The organism is Pseudodesulfovibrio sp. 7M6 (genome assembly GCF_050058625.1).
GTDB classification, from domain to species: Bacteria; Desulfobacterota; Desulfovibrionia; order Desulfovibrionales; family Desulfovibrionaceae; genus Pseudodesulfovibrio; species Pseudodesulfovibrio salinus.
The window spans coordinates 423,652-440,278 of the sequence record NZ_CP188816.1 but is presented as its reverse complement, the minus strand read 5'-3'; the positions used below and the strand labels follow the sequence as shown (position 1 = coordinate 440,278).

Below are 16,627 nucleotides of genomic sequence, written 5' to 3'. Positions count from 1 at the left end.
CGTATTATTCGATATACACCCTTAATAGTGAGACAGGAGACTACAAGTGGGCACTGAAAAAAAAATGGATGTTGCAGTCATTAACATTGTCACGCACCCCCACTCTCCCAAGGGATATGTGGACTTGTTCAATGATGCTTTTGCGTTGAAACACCCAACGGATTACCGAGGCGTTGAAAAATTCATACTCAACAAGCCAATCGCCATAACTAAAGAGAACCCCTTAGAAGGTCTCTCTGGCTTCTTTCACAAATTCACTGAAATTGACCTACGCGCACCGTGGATGAACCTTGACAAGCTGGAAACTGTTGAATCCGAAGACGGTGAACCAGTTGTCAGCATCCCAGAAGAAATGAAGCCGAATTGCAGAACTGCCCCCTTCATTTTTTTCCCACGTGGACACAGGTTCTTTTTCCCTACCAACCACATGGAAAAAGGGGTTAGGATTACGTTTTCATCAGCCTTGGTCGCCAATGCACTGATGAATCTTTTTGCTCATGAGTTAATCCGTGAAAAGTATGGGGAAGTGACTGTAACCGTTGAGAGTAGTGAAGAATCTCTTGAAGAAATCTTGCGAATCCCTTCTTTGACAAAACTCATACTGGATGTGAACCTGCCGAACCCTGACGATCTTTCCGGCGAAGAAGCTGAGGCTTTGAAAAGAATGCAGGATCAGCATGCAAAAAAAATGCACACAGTGTGGACGGGAAGCAAAGAAAAAGGAATTGAACCTGACGCTGACACTAAAGGTTTCATGCAACTCTCCCTTTCTAACGGTTACGTGAAAGCGGAAGGTTATGATGCGCAAGAACAAAAGGTCGAGAAAAAGACATCAGAACATCCAGTTCAACTCAAAGGTATCTACTCAAAAGGCAAGAGTGCACTTGCCTGCGTACTTGAAGTTGCCAAAAGCAACCTGCCCAAATTCACCCAGAAAATGATAAGACGAACAGCCCCGATTAAACGTAAAAACCAATGAAAGAGAAAAAAAGTCCCTTACTAGATTGGCCCATTAAGCCACTTAGAATTTACTGGGAAGCCTATGGCGGGTGGTCTGCCCTCTTTCGATCAGGCTTCTTTTGGGCTTCACTGTGTGTGGCACTTGTATGTACCGCATTCATGACAGAAAAATTTTCATGGCACGAATTAGCAATTTCAATTTTGCCTGACCTTTTGGGCTTCTCCCTTGGGGGCTACGTTATCATGGTCGGCTTTGGGGATGTGGAATTCCTCGAAGCGCTACGAGGTCGGACAAGCAGCAGTCCCTCCTCCTACATGAAAATGAACGCAGCTTTTGTTCATTTCTTGGTTGTCCAAACAACCACCTTACTTTTGGCGATTATGAGTAGTTCTCTGGGACTATCGGACATTGTCAGCACATTCATCGGTATGTTTTTATTGTTTTACACGATTGGAACTCTATTCGCAGCTATCTTCAATGTGCTCACTGTGTCCAATTGGTATGACCAGAAACCTAAGTAGTCTAGGACTGGCTGAAATTTATAAGCTAAGGAATTTGCTATGACATTCACCAAAGCAGACATTCAAAGAGTGCTGAATAATGAACCAGAGCTTGTTGATAGAGGAATTGGCGTTTACGTCGAAAAAGGTGGCAATCGAGACGAAGCATATAACCGTGGCCGAGAACTGCTTTTGAGTGAAGTCGATTCATTCAACGCAGCATGTAACTGGCTGGACAAACAACCCAGAACCAAAAATATCAACGCCAATGCACCTACCAGCTACACACTCAAGCATTGCGCTGAACGGTGGGATAAAGCAAACAATGGCGGAAGCGGCTATATTTCCAATGGGACTCTGATTGCCGCAGCGATTCATCTTGGCTTCAAATACAAGAAGTATCCCGACAGTCCCAATGTCCATTTGAACATCTCCAAGAAGCTAGTCGCAAACGAGCATGGTTGTTTTTAATCCTGCTCCTTGATTTTTGCTACAGCAACTTGCTACAGCAGAGTGAGCAGTTGCTGCAGTGACTTGCTGAAAAACAGACCCTCGGAGAGCTTCTTTTGATTCCAGTTGTACTTGGATAAGTGCCTGAATCAACGGAAGAAGTCGAGTCCGGCCTAAGGAGCACGCCTAAAGCGTGTATCGGGGGAACTCGATCGGAGGTTCGAATCCCCTCAAATGCCCTGCGCGGGCGGCGGTTCTTTTTGCTGGGCCAAAAAGAACCAAAAAGGCCCCTGCGAATAGACTTGCCGCCTGCGTGCTTCGCCGGAAGCATCCGATCCAAGCGGGACGGCTCCATCCAATGAAAAGTATAGGCCCGTTTCTCCGCGAACAGGCCGAGGCTACCACCAACCTACCGGGTGGCCCGCGAGAGCCGCCTTACCCGCTTGGTCGGTTGCTAACCGCCGAAACACAGGGCTGGTCTCATCCAGTTTAGTTGGAATGACTTTCGGTACCGGACACTCTTTTTCAAAGCATTCCTATACAGGTATCCAGGCTCCTGCTTGCCGTAGCGACATAAAAACAAGTGCCTCCGCGCAAGCCCTGCGGGGACGCGGCTTAGAAGCTGACCAAACGGCCGGAGCGAATCTTCGCGGCCCGGCGATTTGTTGCTTTCCGCCTTAGGGCGCGGGAGCGCAGGCCGTTTGGATCAGATTCTTGGTCCGTCACCGGGGGCGCCGGGCATGGTACACCAAAGGCGGTTTTTGGTTACTTTTTGGCGCCTTGGTCAAAAAGTAACTCGCACCTTGAGGGTGCGAAACCTTCTCACACAACCCCGCCGGAGGCGGCTCCTTCTTTGCCTTTCTCTTGTGTCTTTTCTGCTGAGCTTGCCTCTGATTCCCGATAGCAGAAAGCCGGGGGTGAAGCCGTTCGGCTTCAAAATCCCCTCAAATGCCCTGCGAGGGCGGCGGTTCTGAGGGCTGGTCTCACCCGGTTGGCTGGGATATTTTGGGAACCAGATGTTTACCTTGAGGAACTTCTTTTGCGGACGTTCGGACTACAATCCACGGCATAGACTCAAGTTAGCCCCCCCCTGCAAAGACGCCCGGTATGGCACACCAAGAGCGATTTTGCTTACTTTTTGGCGCTCTGATCCAAAAGTAACTCTAACCTTGTGAGTACACAATTCGCTAAACGGAATCCCAAAGAAGGTAAAATTAAAGCCTTCCCATTTCCAACTGTCACTCCACCAATGAACACTGCGCCGGAAAACCATTAAGCCGAATTCAAATATTTACAAACCTATTGTTTAGAGGGTGCAATGCTATGCCAGACGAACCATTATACAAGAGCTTTTCGACAATGTCGCACAAACAACATAAAATGAATTGCTTTCACCTACACCAACAGACAATTTAATAATTGCCAATATCATTTTTGAAGGTCATAGGGGGAAATCTTAATGGGAGGCGACAGTTCACTACGTTACCCAACCTTTTTTTCATATTGATTGCGCAGTTTGATAAGAGGAGATTTGAAATGCGTTCACTATCAGCAAAATTCTTGATTCCAGCCCTGCTCCTGATTTTACTCAGCATGACAGCACTATCTTCCATCATTTATTACAAATCCGCAGGTTCCGCGAAACACGATGCGGAACAGTTGAATGATGCAAAACTGTTATCGGTTATTTCACTGATAGAAACGTGGTGCGATGGAGTAAACAAGACTCTAACGATGGTTGCTGATTCTGAATATGTAAAAGAAGTTACCAGCCATAACATGGTAACAGACGACATATTGCAAAAGGCGAGTCACACTCTTGGAAAAGCCCTCAGTACCGACAACGTCCTGAAGCGTATGTTTGTGATCAATACGAATGGATTGGTAGTGGCAAGCGCCGATCCTGCGACTGTTGGTCTTGATTTTTCAAACAAACCATATTTTGAAAAAGCAATGGCTTCATCTGGCACCTACTTCTCTCCTCCTATGAGAAACAAGTCTACAGGGCAAGCTGTCGTATTTGTTATTCACCCAATACACGTAAACGGAAAAGTTACCGGCCTTGTACTGACTGATATAATCATAGATTCATTTGCGAATCGCTTCATCAAAAACATCTCCATTGGCAAATCCGGATACATATACATTACGGATGGCGACGGGCTTATCCTGACCCACAAGAATAAAAATCTTGTAGGCAAGGGCAGCATCGTCAAGGACTTTGCCTGGGGCAAGGATGTCATCGGCAAGGAATCCGGACACGTGGACTATAAGTTTGCCGGGCAACGCCGCCTCACCTACTTCAAAAGATCCGACAAACTTGGCTGGCTGATTTTTTCGACCGCACTCTATGAGGACTTCTTCAGCGAGTCCATCGCGCTGACCAAGATCATTGTCATCTCGTCCATCGGCATCATCATCCTCATTGGACTCGGCATCTTTTTCATCCTGAACCGGAGCGTCATCAAACCGATCAATACGATCAAGAACACCACCACCGAAATCGCGGGCGGCAACCTCAACGTCAGCCTTGACGCCAACCAGCAGGACGAAATCGGCGTCTTGGCACGAGCCCTGAACGACATGATAACACGCCTGGGCGAGGTGATCGGCAAAGCCAAGAGCATTGCCGCCGAAGTCTCGGTGGGCAGCAATTCCCTGAGCGACGCATCCACCTCCCTTTCCCAAGGCGCTTCGCAGCAGGCCGCGTCCATCGAGGAGATGTCCGCCTCTCTGGAAGAGATTACCGCGAGCATCACCCAGAACTCGGAGAACGCACAGCGGACAGACACCATTGCCTCAAAATCCGCCTCCGTGGCTGAACAGGGAGGCGCCGCCGTCAACCAGACGGTCACGGCGATGCGGGATATCGCCGAGAAGATCTCCATTGTTGAGGAGATTGCCCGACAGACCAACCTGCTCGCGCTGAACGCAGCCATCGAGGCCGCCCGTGCCGGTGAACACGGCAAGGGATTCGCCGTTGTGGCCGCAGAGGTCAGAAAGCTGGCCGAACGCAGCGGCACCGCAGCCTCGGAGATCAGAGAGCTCTCGGCCAATAGCGTATCCGTGGCCGAAAACGCGGGCAAAATGCTGACGGAGATGCTCCCCGACATCAGACAGACGGCGGAACTGGTACAGGCGATATCTCTCACCAGCGTGGAGCAAAACGAAGGAGCGCAGCAGGTCAATATGGCCGTCCAGGGACTGAATTCGGTAACCCAGCAGAACGCCTCCGCTTCGGAAGAGGTCGCTTCCACGGCCGAAGAATTGGCGGGCCACGCCTCCTCTCTGGAACAGGCCATCTCCTTCTTCCGCTTTGATGAGCGGCACGCAGGCCCCAAGACGACGCACCGTCCTCAGAAGAAAGCCAAGGCAGCCAAGAGGATCAGCAAGACCAGCCCGAAGCCCTATGCCGCCATCGCACACTCTCAGTACGAAGAGGACAACGAGTTCGAGCGGTTCTAATCACAACCGACGTTAGACAATAAGAAAGCCCCCTATGGATCTGTCCATAGGGGGCTTTTCATTTACCTGTCGCTACTCCATGGCAATCGCCATGGAGGCAGCTTAACGGAGAAACAGCCCTACCCGCTTACTGCGTCACGCCCTGGGGCCAGACATAGTAGAAACCGGCTTTGGGCGGCATGATGAAGCTGGCATCTACCCCCATGAGGTTGAATTTACCGGGTTCGGCCGAAGTCATGGTGTTGTAGGGATTGTCGTTGGGATAGGTATCACGCCGATAGGCCACGATCATGCTGTCGGCAGGCAGCCCGGCCAGCTGACGCGCCTTGGCAAAGGCGTCCTGAATGTACCCTATCTGGTCCACAAGGCCGATCTTGATAGCCTGATTTGCCGTAAATACGCGGGCCGTCTTAACCGTGGCCATGGCCTCGGGCGAGAGCTTGCGGTGCTGGCGGACCAGGGTCTGGAACCGCTCGGCGTAGTCGTCTATGATGTTCTGGAAAAGGGTCTGCTCCTCAGGCGTGGTGGCCCGAAACGGCGAGCCCATATCCTTGTCCCTGCCGGACTTGGTCACCTCAACATCCACACCGATCTTACCGAACAAACCGGTCAGCTTGGGCCGCAGGAAGATGACACCGACGGACCCGGTGATGGTGGTGGGATGAGCCATGATCCAGTCCGCAGGCAGCGCGGCATAGTAGCCGCCGGAGGCCGCCACATCAAACATGGAGACAACGACCTTTTTGCCCGTGCGTTTTTTGAAATCGACAATCTCGTGATACAGGATGTCCGAGGCCGTGGTGGTTCCGCCGGGGGAATTGATGGCCAGGACCACGGCCTTCACATCTTCGTCCGCCTCGGCCAGCTGTAGGGCGCTGACAAACTCCTGCACCGGGCTGGGAGAGGGACGCAGCAGGCCCGGCCGGGCCTGATCCGCCAGAAAGCCGTTCAGATAAATCAGGGCCACCTTGCCCTCTCCTGCACCCTCCACCACAAACTCCTTGAGCGGATCGGTGTTCGGCGCAGCCAGAAGCTTGATCTTGGGCGCGCAGCCGGGGAGCAGGAAAAGAAGCAGGGCCAGGACCGGAATGAATTTGAATTTCATGATGTCTCCGTGCGGGTTACGTATCTGCCCCCATAGCAGAAAGACCGGGAAAGCGCGAGCCTGCGTACAATCCGGGGCAGGCCGGAATCAGGACTACATGACCAACGCGAAGCCAAGCCCGGCGGCCAGCTCGCCCAGGATCACGGCACAGCCCAGAAAATCGCCGTTTGCACCATTCACATGTTCGGCCAGCCGATAGAGCGGAATCAGGGCCAGACCGGCAAGAGCCATACCGGCCAGTGTCGTAAGCGGACCGGCCAGGATAAAGCCACTGATCAGGGCGAAGATTCCGGCGCCGAGGGCGACATTCAAGGTTGCCCCATCCATGTACAGCTTGCCCAGACCCGGCCGGGCCAGATGGTGCACGCCATAGGCCAAGGCAACGCTTGCGGCTCTACCGAGGATGAAAACCCAGACCACGGTGCCGAAGGCTTCGCGAAGGGCCATCTCGTGAAACAGCAGAGCCTCGCCACCCAGGGCGAGTATGAGGCCGATGATGGCGAACGCGCCGGAGCGGCTGTCCTTGACCACCTGCCAGAACCGATCCGGGTCGGCATGGGTGGTGGTGGCGTCGCAGATGTCCGCCAGCCCGTCGCAGTGGAACCCCCGCGTCAGGTAGACGCTGAGCACGACCATGACCCAGGCCTGAACCCACGGGGCCTTGCCGAACAGGCCGAGCCACGGCAGCAGGGCGACGACCACGCCGAGCACCAGCCCCACGGCGGGCATCCAGCGGATGCAACGGTTCATATCCCCCTCGGGGATGACGCGGGCCGGAGCCAGACGGGTCAGGAAACCGAGGGTATCGAAAAAGAGCATATTCTATTCCTCCCAGGTTAGTTCCACGCGGTCGCCCATGGAGAGTCCGAGCTGGCGGGCAGCCGAACGCTGGTTGACCGCAATTTCCAGAAACCCCTGGCTGCCTTCCAGCAGTCCGGGCTTTTCGTCCGGCATGTCGGCGTATGCCGTAACAAAAGCCAGCTCGCCATGGGCCGGGGACACAAGTTCGAAATGTGCGGCGGCCGGCAGGGTGCCGATGGGCAGGTTGAGCACGCAGTTGCCGAACCTGTCGACGTGCAGCACATGCCCCTGGGCCCGGCAATGATCAATGACGGAACCGGCCCAACACGGCGTTACCAGATCGGCCGGATCAATCTCCGTGCCCAGCGAGGCGGCCTCGCCACCCAGGGCAAGCCATGCGGCCAGCGGGGCAAAGACATCGCGGCCGTGAAAGGTCTGGGCAATGTTGGAACGCGCCTCAACGGCCACGGAAAGATCAAAGGCGCGGACCTCCTCGGTCCAGGCGTTGTGCACGGCCAGCGCGAGCAATCCGTTGTCCGGAGCGAGCATGAACCGCTCGCCTATGCTGACGCCGACAATGCGCCGCGAGGTGCCCACGCCCGGGTCCACCACGGCCATGATTATCGCGTCCTTGGGGAAATGCATGTAGGACGAGGCCAGAAAGAATGCGGCCTGCGCCACGTTATAAGGCTGCACCCTATGAGAGATATCCACCACCTGGCAGGAGGGAGCCTTGCGAGCCAGCACGGCCTTGACCTGGCCGACATAGGGATCCGTGACACCAAAATCCGTCAGCAGGCCAATGGTCCTGGGCGGTGTTTCCTCTCTCTTTGCAAACATCAGTATATCTTCCTTGATGAGAATCCCTGGCCCAAAACGTGGAATCCCGACCCAACGATGAAGAAGGCGTCCGGGTCCACGGCGTACACCAATTCTTCCAACTGCTTGAGCTGCATGGACGAGACCATGGTCAAAATGACCTTCTTCGGGTCGCCGGACCAGCCGCCCGACCCGTCAAGCATGGTCACTCCCCGGTCCAGATCCTCCAGGATGGTCTGCCGCACGTCGTCGGCATTGTCCGAGACGATGATGACCATCTTGCGCTCGCTGAACATGTGCACCACGTATTCTATAGCCACCGCCGTCACAAAGGTCATGGCGATTGAGTAAAGTACGATGTGCATATTCAAAAAGGCGAAGCCGCCCACAAAGCCGATCATGTTGAACCAGAACTCGAAGGAGCCCATGGACAGGTTGAACTTCTCCTTGCAGATCACCGCCAGGATATCCGACCCGCCCGTGGAGCCCAGGGAGCGAAGGGCAACCCCCACCCCTGCTCCAAGAATACCGCCGCCCGTTATCACTGCCAGCCACACGTCGTCGATGGGCATGGTCCAGGGAATCGCATCGATGAAGAAGGAGGTGGCGAGCATACCGTAGAGGCTGAGAAAGAAGAATCTGCGGCTGACGAAGACCCAGCCGAGAACAAAGACCGGCAGGTTGAGCAACAAATACCATTGGCCGGTGCTCAGGCCACCGAAGACGTAGTAGCAAAGCAGCGCTATGCCGGACATGCCGCCCGTGAGCAGCCCGTGCTGCACGGCCACGGCCTTTACCGAAAAGGCGATAAGAAAGGACCCGAAGGTCAGCAGCATGAGGTTCCACGGCACCCCGAAGGTCATGGCGCGGAAGTTGTTTTTCCAGTCTTGTGTCGTCATGGTTTCTCCACCGCCTCTTCTAGCCACTTTTTCCGGGGCTGAAAACCTCTAATCGCGTTCCGGACACAGGCCCCGCCATGCTTGCCTAGCGTCGGGATTAGAGGTACCAAACCCCTTCACACCGACTAATAGACCATTCAATGAGAGGCAAGAAACCATGAACCTGACCGACCTTGCGCCCGAAGAAAAGTGGCGCGAACTGCAACAGGACCTGCACGACCGTTTCGGGCTCAACGCCGACATCATGGACGGCGAAGGGCACCGGCTATTCGGCAATACCTGGGGCAACGACCTGTGTCGAGCCATTCGCAATGACGACAAGGGATTTTCCTCCATCTGCGTCATGGCGGGGCAGATGTTCACCCAGCTGCTCAAGGAAGGCGAGCCCTTTGCCGAGATGTGCGACGCAGGCATGATGCGCATATCCGTCCCCGTCAAGAAAGACGGTGTCGTCATCGGCGCCGTGGGCGGCTGCGGACTACAGCCTGCCGATGAAGAGGTGGACGAATTCACCATCGGCATGATGAGCGACCTGGACAAGGACGCCATTCCCGGCCTGGCCGGGACCGTCCGCAGCGCGGACGAAGCCAAGGTCACGGAGATTCAGGACTATATATCCAAACGGGTGGCCGAGATCATCGGCTAGCCCCGGCGCGGTCCGCCGCGCCCCATCGGCGTCATCATCGACGCCCAAAAAAGTGCTCCCTAGGAGGAAGCCATGCGAAGCAAGAAAATGACCGCCGGGCTGGAGAAGGCCCCCCACCGCTCACTGCTCTATGCGGACGGCCTGACCAAAGAGGAAATGGAGCGGCCGCTCATCGGCGTCTGCTGTGCCGCCAACGAGATCATCCCCGGCCATATTCATCTTCATACCATTGCCGACGCGGTCAAGGCGGGCATCCGCATGGCTGGAGGCACGCCCATGGAATTTCCGGCCATCGGCGTATGCGACGGCCTTGCCATGAACCACGAGGGCATGAAGATGTCCCTGCCCAGCCGCGAGATCATCGCCGACTCCGTGGAAATCATGGCCACCGCCCATCCCTTTGACGCCATCGTCTGTATCCCGAACTGCGACAAAATCGTTCCCGGCATGCTCATGGCCATCCTGCGCCTGAACATTCCGGCCGTCATCGTATCCGGCGGCCCCATGCTGGCCGGACGCCGCCGCTCGGCAGACCTCATCTCCGTTTTCGAGGGCGTGGGCCGGGTCAAGACCGGTTCCATGACCATGGATGAACTCACCAGCCTCGAAGAATCCGCCTGCCCGACCTGCGGCTCCTGCTCCGGCATGTTCACGGCCAACTCCATGAACTGTCTGTCCGAGTCCATCGGCCTGGCCCTGCCGGGCAACGGCACCATCCCGGCCGTCATGTCCGCCCGTGTCCGCCTGGCCAAGCAGGCAGGTATGCAGGTCATGGAAATGCTGGAAAAGAACATCTGCCCGCGCGACATCGTCACCGAAAAGTCCGTGCACAACGCCGTGACCATGGACATGGCTCTGGGCTGCTCCACCAACACCACGCTCCACCTCCCCGCCCTCTTTGCCGAGGCAGGGCTGAATCTGAGCCTGGAGATGTTCAACGAGATCAGCAAAAAGACGCCGAACCTGTGCAAGCTCGCCCCGGCCGGCCCCCACTACATGGAGGAGCTGGAGGAAGCGGGCGGCATCCCCGGCGTCATGAGCGAGCTGGCCAAGCGCGACCTGCTCAATCTGGACGTCATGACCGTGACCGGCAAAACCCTGGGCGAGAACCTCCAGGAGCTGAATGCCCATGTCTCCAATCACGAAATCGTCCGGCCCATCGACAACCCCTATTCCGAAGAGGGCGGCATCGCCATCCTCTTCGGCAACATCGCGCCCGACGGCTGCTGCGTGAAGCAGTCCGCCGTTGCCCCGGAGATGATGCGGAACACAGGAACGGCCCGCGTATTCACCTCCGAGGAGGACGCCGTGAAGGCCATCCTCGGCAAGCAGATCAAGTCCGGCGACGTGGTGGTCATCCTCTATGAAGGCCCCAAGGGCGGCCCCGGTATGCGCGAGATGCTCACCCCGACCTCGGCCATTTCCGGCATGGGGCTGGGTGAATCCGTGGCCCTGATCACGGACGGCCGGTTCTCCGGCGGTACCCGTGGCGCCGCCATCGGCCACATCTCGCCCGAAGCCGCTTCCGGCGGTCCCTGCGGACTGATCCAGGAAGGCGACAAGATCGAGATCGACATCCCGGCCCGTACCATCAACCTGCTGGTGGACGAAGCCGAACTGGAAACCCGCAAGAAGGACTTCAAGCCCGTGGAAAAGCCGGTCAACTCGCCCTTCCTGCGGCGCTACGCCAAGCTCGTCACCTCCGCCGCACAGGGCGCTGTGTACGAACGCTAACGCCGCTTTTAATGAATGAAACAAAACGCCCGTCCAGGAATTCCCGGACGGGCGTTTTTCTTGGCCATGGTATTTGCAAACAAAACTCGTTTCGAAGCTGAGGAAGTCTCTAACATGTCCAGCTTGAGCCCTCTCTGAAAAGCAATCGCCGTCAGCTAAGGCAGAGAAACTTCACAGCCCGGCTTCATTCCGGCTTGTGAGACATGTTGCGTCCTTCAACAAGCGCAAGTCAACCTCTCAGCAGGATTCCGACTGACGCACAGCCATCAGTCTCGGCGAGCCCAAACTTCCTTGGCACTCATCTCAACACCTTCCAGAATGATCGTGGTCTCCCCACATGTGATAAAGGTCTTGCCGCCTCCGGCTGCCACGCTAATATCATCGATACTATTGGCGTCGCTAAATTGAATCCTATCCGTAGCGGGATTGAAATCGGTAATGGTATCCGTGCCGCTGTTATTGCCAAACACGAAGACATCGCTTCCCTCTCCACCTGTAAGTGTGTCGTTACCGGCACCGCCAACCAAGGTGTCGTTGCCTTCATCGCCAAACAGGATATCGTTTCCCTCATCTCCCTGAATATAATCGTTCCCCGTGCCGCCGTGCATTTCGTCGTCGTCCGAACCGCCCCACATGGTGTCGTGACCGGCATCACCATACAGGGTATCTTCCCCCACTTCTCCTTCCATTCTGTCGTTGTCATCGCCGCCATGCAATTCGTCATCGCCAGAACCACCCCACATGGTGTCGTTGCCCGAACCGCCTTCCAAGTAGTCATCGCCGATATCGTCCTCGCCCAGCCCATTGCCGCCTTCCATGGAGTCGTTACCGGATCCGCCAAGCAAAGTGTCATTGCCAAAGCCACCAAACATGGTGTCGTTGCCGGCGCCTCCATCAAGCTCGTCATTGAAAACCGCACCAGACCTTGCGCCAAAGAGATAGGCGAACTGAGCCCACAGGGAAGTGTCCCCCCCAAGCCTCTGATCTTCGCTGGAATTTTTGCCGCCGACCACGGTTTCCAACTCCGCATCACTGAGTTCTCCCTCAGGTGGCTCCAGCATTTCCCGCAACTTCTCCGGGGTGATGTCGAGACCGTGTTCATCAAGAATGGCAGATACAACCTCTCTCATTTCGGCAGGTGACTGCGCAGCCGCCAGTCTTGCGCGGACAGCCGGGTCCTCATACAGAGCCCGAAGGGTTTCCTGTGTGCCTTTGGTCATGGCGTATTCTCCTTTGCGGTATATTTTATATAGCAAATGATGCGTGACCACCAGAATAGTTTCGTCGGGTTCCAATTTCGTGTTCACTACCATTAACTCAATTTGATAAAATCATCGTTCCCGCATCGTACCCAAAACGGCCTGTCACCAAAAAAGGGGCAGCCAATGGCTGCCCCTTTCAACAAATCAATTCGGTAACAACCGACTACCAGGCGTAAAGCGGGAACTCGTGGGCGAATTCCTCCACCTCGGTGCGAATCTCTTCGAGAATCTTGTCGTCGTTCATATTCTCCAGAGCAGCGGTGATCGCCTCGGCGACAACAATCATGTCTTCCTCGATCATGCCTCGGGTGGTCAGGGCCGGAGTGCCCAAACGTACACCGGAAGTCTGGAACGGGGACTTGGTCTCGAACGGGATGGTGTTCTTGTTGGCGGTGATGCCAGCCTTGTCCAGAGCGATCTGGGCATCCTTGCCGGTGTAGTCCTTGTCCGAGAGGTCCATCAGCATCATGTGGTTGTCCGTGCCGCCGGAGACCAGCTTGTGCCCGGCTTCCTGCAGGGAGGCGGCCAGCTGCTTGGCGTTCTTGACCACCTGCTGCTGGTATTCCACGAAACCGGGAGACAGGGCCTCGCCAAAGGCAACGGCCTTGGCCGCGATGACGTGCATCAGCGGGCCGCCCTGGATGCCGGGGAAGATGTTGGAGTTGAGCTCCTTCTCCAGGTCTTCGCCACCCAGGATCATGCCGCCGCGGGGGCCACGCAGGGTCTTGTGGGTCGTGGTGGTGGTGTAGTGGGCGTACTCAATGCAGGACGGGTGCTCGCCAGCCGCGATCAGTCCGGCGATGTGGGCCATGTCCACCATCAGCTTGGCGCCGACTTCATCGGCAATGGCACGGAAACGGGCGAAGTCGATGATGCGCGGGTAGGCGGACGCACCGGCGATGATCAGTTTGGGATGATGCTTCTTGGCAAGGGCCTCAACTTCATCATAGTCGATGGTCTGGGTCTCCTTGGAAACACCGTAGTGCACCATGTTGAACAACCGACCGGAGAAGTTCACCGGGGAGCCGTGGGTAAGGTGGCCGCCGTGGGAAAGATCCATGCCCATGACGGTGTCGCCGGGCTGGCAGGCCGCAAAGTAGACTGCCATGTTGGCCTGGGAGCCGGAGTGGGGCTGGACGTTGGCATAGCCTGCACCAAACAGTTCCTTGGCCCTGTCACGAGCCAGATCCTCGACGATGTCCACGTACTCGCAGCCGCCGTACCAGCGCTTGCCGGGGTAGCCTTCGGCGTACTTGTGGGTCATGATGGACCCCTGGGCCTGACGAACGGCTGTGGACACGAAATTTTCGCTGGCGATGAGTTCCAGCTTGGAGACCTGACGATCGGCCTCCTTGATGATGGCCTGTGCCACTTCCGGGTCTTGGAGAAGCAGTTCTTCCATGGTGATGTTCCTTTGCTAGAGGGTGGATACGAATGGCTTCCCATCCCGATCAGGTTTCGGCAGTCCTTGCGGCCGCAGGAGTCCGGGTTCAACGCCGTATCCGCCTGCCGCTCCCACCGTGGCCCACGGGATGGAGATCCGTCCTTATATCAAAAAAGGGGAGCACGTGCGGCTCCCCCTTGTTCACTTCTTATCCGGCAAAGCGCTTGAACAACACACAGGCGTTGGTCCCGCCGAAGCCGAAGGAGTTTGATAACGCATACTCCGCCTGCTTCTTGCGCGGCCCCTCGACCGTAATGTTCAGGTCGCATTCCGGGTCCGGTGTATCCCGGTTGATCGTGCCGGGGATAATGCCCTCGGCAAGTGTCTTTACCGCGAACACGGCCTCGACGCCGCCCGCCGCACCAAGCAGGTGTCCCATCTGGGACTTGTTGGCGCAGATGTCGATGTCATAGGCGTGGTCGCCAAAGACCTTCTTGATGGCCCGGGTCTCGCACAAGTCATTGAGCTTGGTCGAGGTACCGTGGGCGTTGATATGATCCAGCTCTGAAGGATCGATTCCCGCCTCGCGCACAGCGGCGGCCATGGCAATGGCCATACCAGATCCGTCCTCGGGCGGCGCGGTCATGTGGTAGGCATCGCCGGAAGCGCCGAAACCGACGACTTCGGCCAGGATAGTGGCCCCACGCGCCTCGGCGTGCTCCAGGGATTCCAACAGCAGCAGCCCGCAGCCCTCGCCCATGACAAAACCGGTACGGTCCGCGTCAAAGGGACGGGAGGCCAGTTCAGGCTCGTCATTGCGGGTGGACAGAGCCTTCATGGCATTGAAGCCGGCCACGCCCAGCGAGGTGATGGTCGATTCCGCACCACCGCAGATCATGACGTCGGCCCGCCCCATGACAATGTCCGTGTAGGCATAGCCCACGGCATGGGAGCCGGAGGCGCAGGCCGTTGTGGTACAGACGTTGGGGCCCATGGCTCCGGCCTCGATGGAGACCTGTCCGGCAGCCATGTTGGCGATGAGGATGGGGATGAAGAAAGGCGAAATGCGACCAGGTCCCTTATCCAGCAGCTTGGTGTGCATTTCCTCAATGGTATGCAGGCCGCCAAGGCCTACACCGATGATGGTTCCCGCCCGTTCCTTTTCGCTGTCCGGGATGGCCCATTCGGCAGTTTCGAAAAGCATTTTGGTGGCGGCCACCGCAAACTGGGTGAACGTCTCCATGCGGCGCGCCGCTTTCTTTTCGATAAAGACGGTCGGGTCAAAGTCTTTGACTTCGCCGGCGATCTTGGTGTCGAACTTCTCGGTGTCAAACTTGGTGATCCGGCAAATACCGGATTTACCCGCCAGCAGATTCTGCCAGCTCGTTTCTGCGTCATTGCCGAGGGGGGTGACCGCGGCAACACTGGTGACGACAACCCTATTCATAAATCCCGTTCCCGTGTTGTCTTCGGTGAAAAAAGTAAAAGGAGCGCCTCACACGCAGGGTGCGCAAGACGCTCTGACAAAAGCGTGGCCGGACCGATAGTCCTTAGGCCTGAGCCTTTTCGATATGAGAGATGGCATCGGAGACCTTGACGATCTTCTGAGCATCCTCATCATCGATCTCCAGGTCGAATTCCTCTTCCATGGCCATGATCAGCTCGGTCAGGTCCAGGGAATCGGCACCCAGGTCTTCAACAAAGGCGGCATTTTCCACAACTTCGTCAGCGCTCACGCCGAGCTGCTCCACGATGATCTCTTTCACTTTCTCTGCTACTGCGGACATAATGTTCCTCCAATCTCGCTTGATTTTTTCTTTTGGGTTACATGTACATGCCGCCGTTCACGCCCAGCACCTGGCCGGTGATGTAACCGGCTCCGGGGCCTGCCAGAAAAGCGACGGCGGCAGCGATATCCTCGGTCTGGCCGAGGGATTTAAGCGGAATTTGGTCGAGCATGGCCTCAACGACCTTTTCAGGCAGCGCGTCGGTCATATCCGTCTGGATGAAACCGGGAGCCACGGCATTGACCGTGATGCCCCGGGCCGCAAGCTCGCGCGCGGCAGACTTGGTCAGGCCGATAAGCCCGGCCTTGGCCGCGCTGTAGTTGGCCTGTCCGGCATTGCCCATCTGTCCCACCACGGAGGTGATGTTGATGATGCGGCCCGAGCGCTGCTTGCCCATAATCTTGGATGCTTCCTTGAGAAAGGTAAAACAGCCTGTGAGGTTGATGGCGATGACCTTGTCCCAGTCATCATCCTTCATACGCATCATCAGCCCGTCACGGGTGATTCCCGCGTTGTTTACCAGCACGTCGAGATGGACCTGCTTCTTGATCTCCAAGGCGAAGAAATCCGCCACGGCCTGCCGGTCTCCGGAATCGAGCTGGAAGGCCTTTGCCTTGCCGCCCGCCTCCTCGATGCATGCCACGGTCTTTTCCGCCTCTTCCGGCCGGCTGACGTAGGTCAGATAGACCTCGAAGCCGTCGGCGGCGAGCCGCTCGGCCACTGTGCGCCCGATACCTCGGGAGCCGCCCGTCACCAGGGCCACATGGGGAAGATCACTCATTAGCGTACCTCGCGATATTGCTTTGGTCTGCAC

The 16,627-nt window shown here is 56.5% G+C and carries 15 protein-coding genes; 6 read left to right on the top strand and 9 right to left on the bottom strand.

The genetic code is table 11. The annotated features are described in order from the left end of the window. The first annotated feature begins 46 nt into the window (after positions 1 to 46). The 4 genes from ACI0FG_RS01980 (at position 47) to ACI0FG_RS01965 (ending at position 5,376) form a co-directional block, all read left to right on the top strand. Positions 47 to 979 carry a DUF4747 family protein gene (locus ACI0FG_RS01980; protein WP_419786880.1) on the top strand — a complete coding sequence of 311 codons (933 nt, stop codon included), beginning with the start codon at positions 47 to 49 and terminating at the stop codon, positions 977 to 979. After that, positions 976 to 1,482, top strand: coding sequence for a hypothetical protein (locus tag ACI0FG_RS01975; protein ID WP_419786879.1), 507 nt, complete (start codon positions 976 to 978; stop codon positions 1,480 to 1,482). The genes ACI0FG_RS01980 and ACI0FG_RS01975 overlap by 4 nt, the downstream gene beginning before the upstream one ends. Positions 1,483 to 1,521: 39 nt before the next feature. Beyond that, positions 1,522 to 1,932, top strand: a complete 411-nt coding sequence (locus ACI0FG_RS01970) for a hypothetical protein (RefSeq protein ID WP_419786878.1) — start codon at positions 1,522 to 1,524, stop codon at positions 1,930 to 1,932. A gap of 1,515 nt (positions 1,933 to 3,447) precedes the next feature. Next, positions 3,448 to 5,376 carry a methyl-accepting chemotaxis protein gene (locus ACI0FG_RS01965; protein ID WP_419788342.1) on the top strand — a complete coding sequence of 643 codons (1,929 nt, stop codon included), beginning with the start codon at positions 3,448 to 3,450 and terminating at the stop codon, positions 5,374 to 5,376. 127 nt (positions 5,377 to 5,503) lie between these two features. On the opposite strand, the gene sppA is transcribed toward ACI0FG_RS01965, so the two are convergent. From sppA to ACI0FG_RS01945, 4 genes are all read right to left on the bottom strand, one after another. Then, complete coding sequence (sppA, locus tag ACI0FG_RS01960) at positions 5,504 to 6,481, bottom strand: signal peptide peptidase SppA (RefSeq protein ID WP_419786877.1); 978 nt, start codon at positions 6,479 to 6,481, stop codon at positions 5,504 to 5,506. A gap of 93 nt (positions 6,482 to 6,574) precedes the next feature. Then, positions 6,575 to 7,300, bottom strand: a complete 726-nt coding sequence (locus ACI0FG_RS01955) for an adenosylcobinamide-GDP ribazoletransferase (RefSeq protein ID WP_419786876.1) — start codon at positions 7,298 to 7,300, stop codon at positions 6,575 to 6,577. 3 nt (positions 7,301 to 7,303) lie between these two features. Then, positions 7,304 to 8,122, bottom strand: a complete 819-nt coding sequence (locus ACI0FG_RS01950; protein WP_419786875.1) for an SAM hydrolase/SAM-dependent halogenase family protein — start codon at positions 8,120 to 8,122, stop codon at positions 7,304 to 7,306. Next, positions 8,122 to 9,000: a YitT family protein gene (locus ACI0FG_RS01945; protein ID WP_419786874.1), complete on the bottom strand. Its 879-nt coding sequence runs from the start codon at positions 8,998 to 9,000 to the stop codon at positions 8,122 to 8,124. Before ACI0FG_RS01945 ends, ACI0FG_RS01950 begins: the two co-directional genes overlap by 1 nt. A 157-nt stretch (positions 9,001 to 9,157) precedes the next feature. On the opposite strand from ACI0FG_RS01945, the gene ACI0FG_RS01940 reads away from it, so the two are divergent. Both ACI0FG_RS01940 and ilvD read left to right on the top strand, forming a co-directional pair. Beyond that, positions 9,158 to 9,646 carry a PocR ligand-binding domain-containing protein gene (locus tag ACI0FG_RS01940; protein WP_419786873.1) on the top strand — a complete coding sequence of 163 codons (489 nt, stop codon included), beginning with the start codon at positions 9,158 to 9,160 and terminating at the stop codon, positions 9,644 to 9,646. A gap of 72 nt (positions 9,647 to 9,718) precedes the next feature. Then, positions 9,719 to 11,380 carry a dihydroxy-acid dehydratase gene (gene ilvD / locus ACI0FG_RS01935; protein WP_419786872.1) on the top strand — a complete coding sequence of 554 codons (1,662 nt, stop codon included), beginning with the start codon at positions 9,719 to 9,721 and terminating at the stop codon, positions 11,378 to 11,380. 266 nt (positions 11,381 to 11,646) lie between these two features. Here ilvD and ACI0FG_RS01930 read toward each other — a convergent pair whose 3' ends face one another. The 5 genes from ACI0FG_RS01930 to fabG form a co-directional block, all read right to left on the bottom strand. Next, entirely contained in the window at positions 11,647 to 12,600 is a 954-nt protein-coding gene (locus tag ACI0FG_RS01930; protein WP_419786871.1) for a hypothetical protein, read from the bottom strand. Positions 12,601 to 12,805: 205 nt separating this feature from the next. After that, positions 12,806 to 14,044 carry a serine hydroxymethyltransferase gene (glyA, locus tag ACI0FG_RS01925; protein ID WP_419786870.1) on the bottom strand — a complete coding sequence of 413 codons (1,239 nt, stop codon included), beginning with the start codon at positions 14,042 to 14,044 and terminating at the stop codon, positions 12,806 to 12,808. Between the two features lie 190 nt (positions 14,045 to 14,234). After that, positions 14,235 to 15,473 carry a beta-ketoacyl-ACP synthase II gene (fabF, locus tag ACI0FG_RS01920; protein ID WP_419786869.1) on the bottom strand — a complete coding sequence of 413 codons (1,239 nt, stop codon included), beginning with the start codon at positions 15,471 to 15,473 and terminating at the stop codon, positions 14,235 to 14,237. A 103-nt stretch (positions 15,474 to 15,576) separates the two neighbouring features. Then, positions 15,577 to 15,813: an acyl carrier protein gene (locus tag ACI0FG_RS01915; protein WP_419786868.1), complete on the bottom strand. Its 237-nt coding sequence runs from the start codon at positions 15,811 to 15,813 to the stop codon at positions 15,577 to 15,579. A 37-nt stretch (positions 15,814 to 15,850) separates the two neighbouring features. Continuing rightward, complete coding sequence (gene fabG / locus ACI0FG_RS01910; RefSeq protein WP_419786867.1) at positions 15,851 to 16,594, bottom strand: 3-oxoacyl-[acyl-carrier-protein] reductase; 744 nt, start codon at positions 16,592 to 16,594, stop codon at positions 15,851 to 15,853. Between the last annotated feature and the right edge of the window lie 33 nt (positions 16,595 to 16,627).

Bases quoted from the DNA above. Each gene is read 5' to 3' on its own strand.
- ACI0FG_RS01970 (WP_419786878.1), top strand. From the start codon at position 1,522: ATGACATTCACCAAAGCAGACATTCAAAGAGTGCTGAATAATGAACCA.
- glyA (WP_419786870.1), bottom strand. From the start codon at position 14,044: ATGGAAGAACTGCTTCTCCAAGACCCGGAAGTGGCACAGGCCATCATC.
- ilvD (WP_419786872.1), top strand. From the start codon at position 9,719: ATGCGAAGCAAGAAAATGACCGCCGGGCTGGAGAAGGCCCCCCACCGC.
- ACI0FG_RS01930 (WP_419786871.1), bottom strand. From the start codon at position 12,600: ATGACCAAAGGCACACAGGAAACCCTTCGGGCTCTGTATGAGGACCCG.
- ACI0FG_RS01950 (WP_419786875.1), bottom strand. From the start codon at position 8,122: ATGTTTGCAAAGAGAGAGGAAACACCGCCCAGGACCATTGGCCTGCTG.
- sppA (WP_419786877.1), bottom strand. From the start codon at position 6,481: ATGAAATTCAAATTCATTCCGGTCCTGGCCCTGCTTCTTTTCCTGCTC.
- ACI0FG_RS01915 (WP_419786868.1), bottom strand. From the start codon at position 15,813: ATGTCCGCAGTAGCAGAGAAAGTGAAAGAGATCATCGTGGAGCAGCTC.
- ACI0FG_RS01945 (WP_419786874.1), bottom strand. From the start codon at position 9,000: ATGACGACACAAGACTGGAAAAACAACTTCCGCGCCATGACCTTCGGG.
- ACI0FG_RS01975 (WP_419786879.1), top strand. From the start codon at position 976: ATGAAAGAGAAAAAAAGTCCCTTACTAGATTGGCCCATTAAGCCACTT.
- ACI0FG_RS01955 (WP_419786876.1), bottom strand. From the start codon at position 7,300: ATGCTCTTTTTCGATACCCTCGGTTTCCTGACCCGTCTGGCTCCGGCC.
- ACI0FG_RS01965 (WP_419788342.1), top strand. From the start codon at position 3,448: ATGCGTTCACTATCAGCAAAATTCTTGATTCCAGCCCTGCTCCTGATT.
- ACI0FG_RS01940 (WP_419786873.1), top strand. From the start codon at position 9,158: ATGAACCTGACCGACCTTGCGCCCGAAGAAAAGTGGCGCGAACTGCAA.
- fabG (WP_419786867.1), bottom strand. From the start codon at position 16,594: ATGAGTGATCTTCCCCATGTGGCCCTGGTGACGGGCGGCTCCCGAGGT.
- fabF (WP_419786869.1), bottom strand. From the start codon at position 15,473: ATGAATAGGGTTGTCGTCACCAGTGTTGCCGCGGTCACCCCCCTCGGC.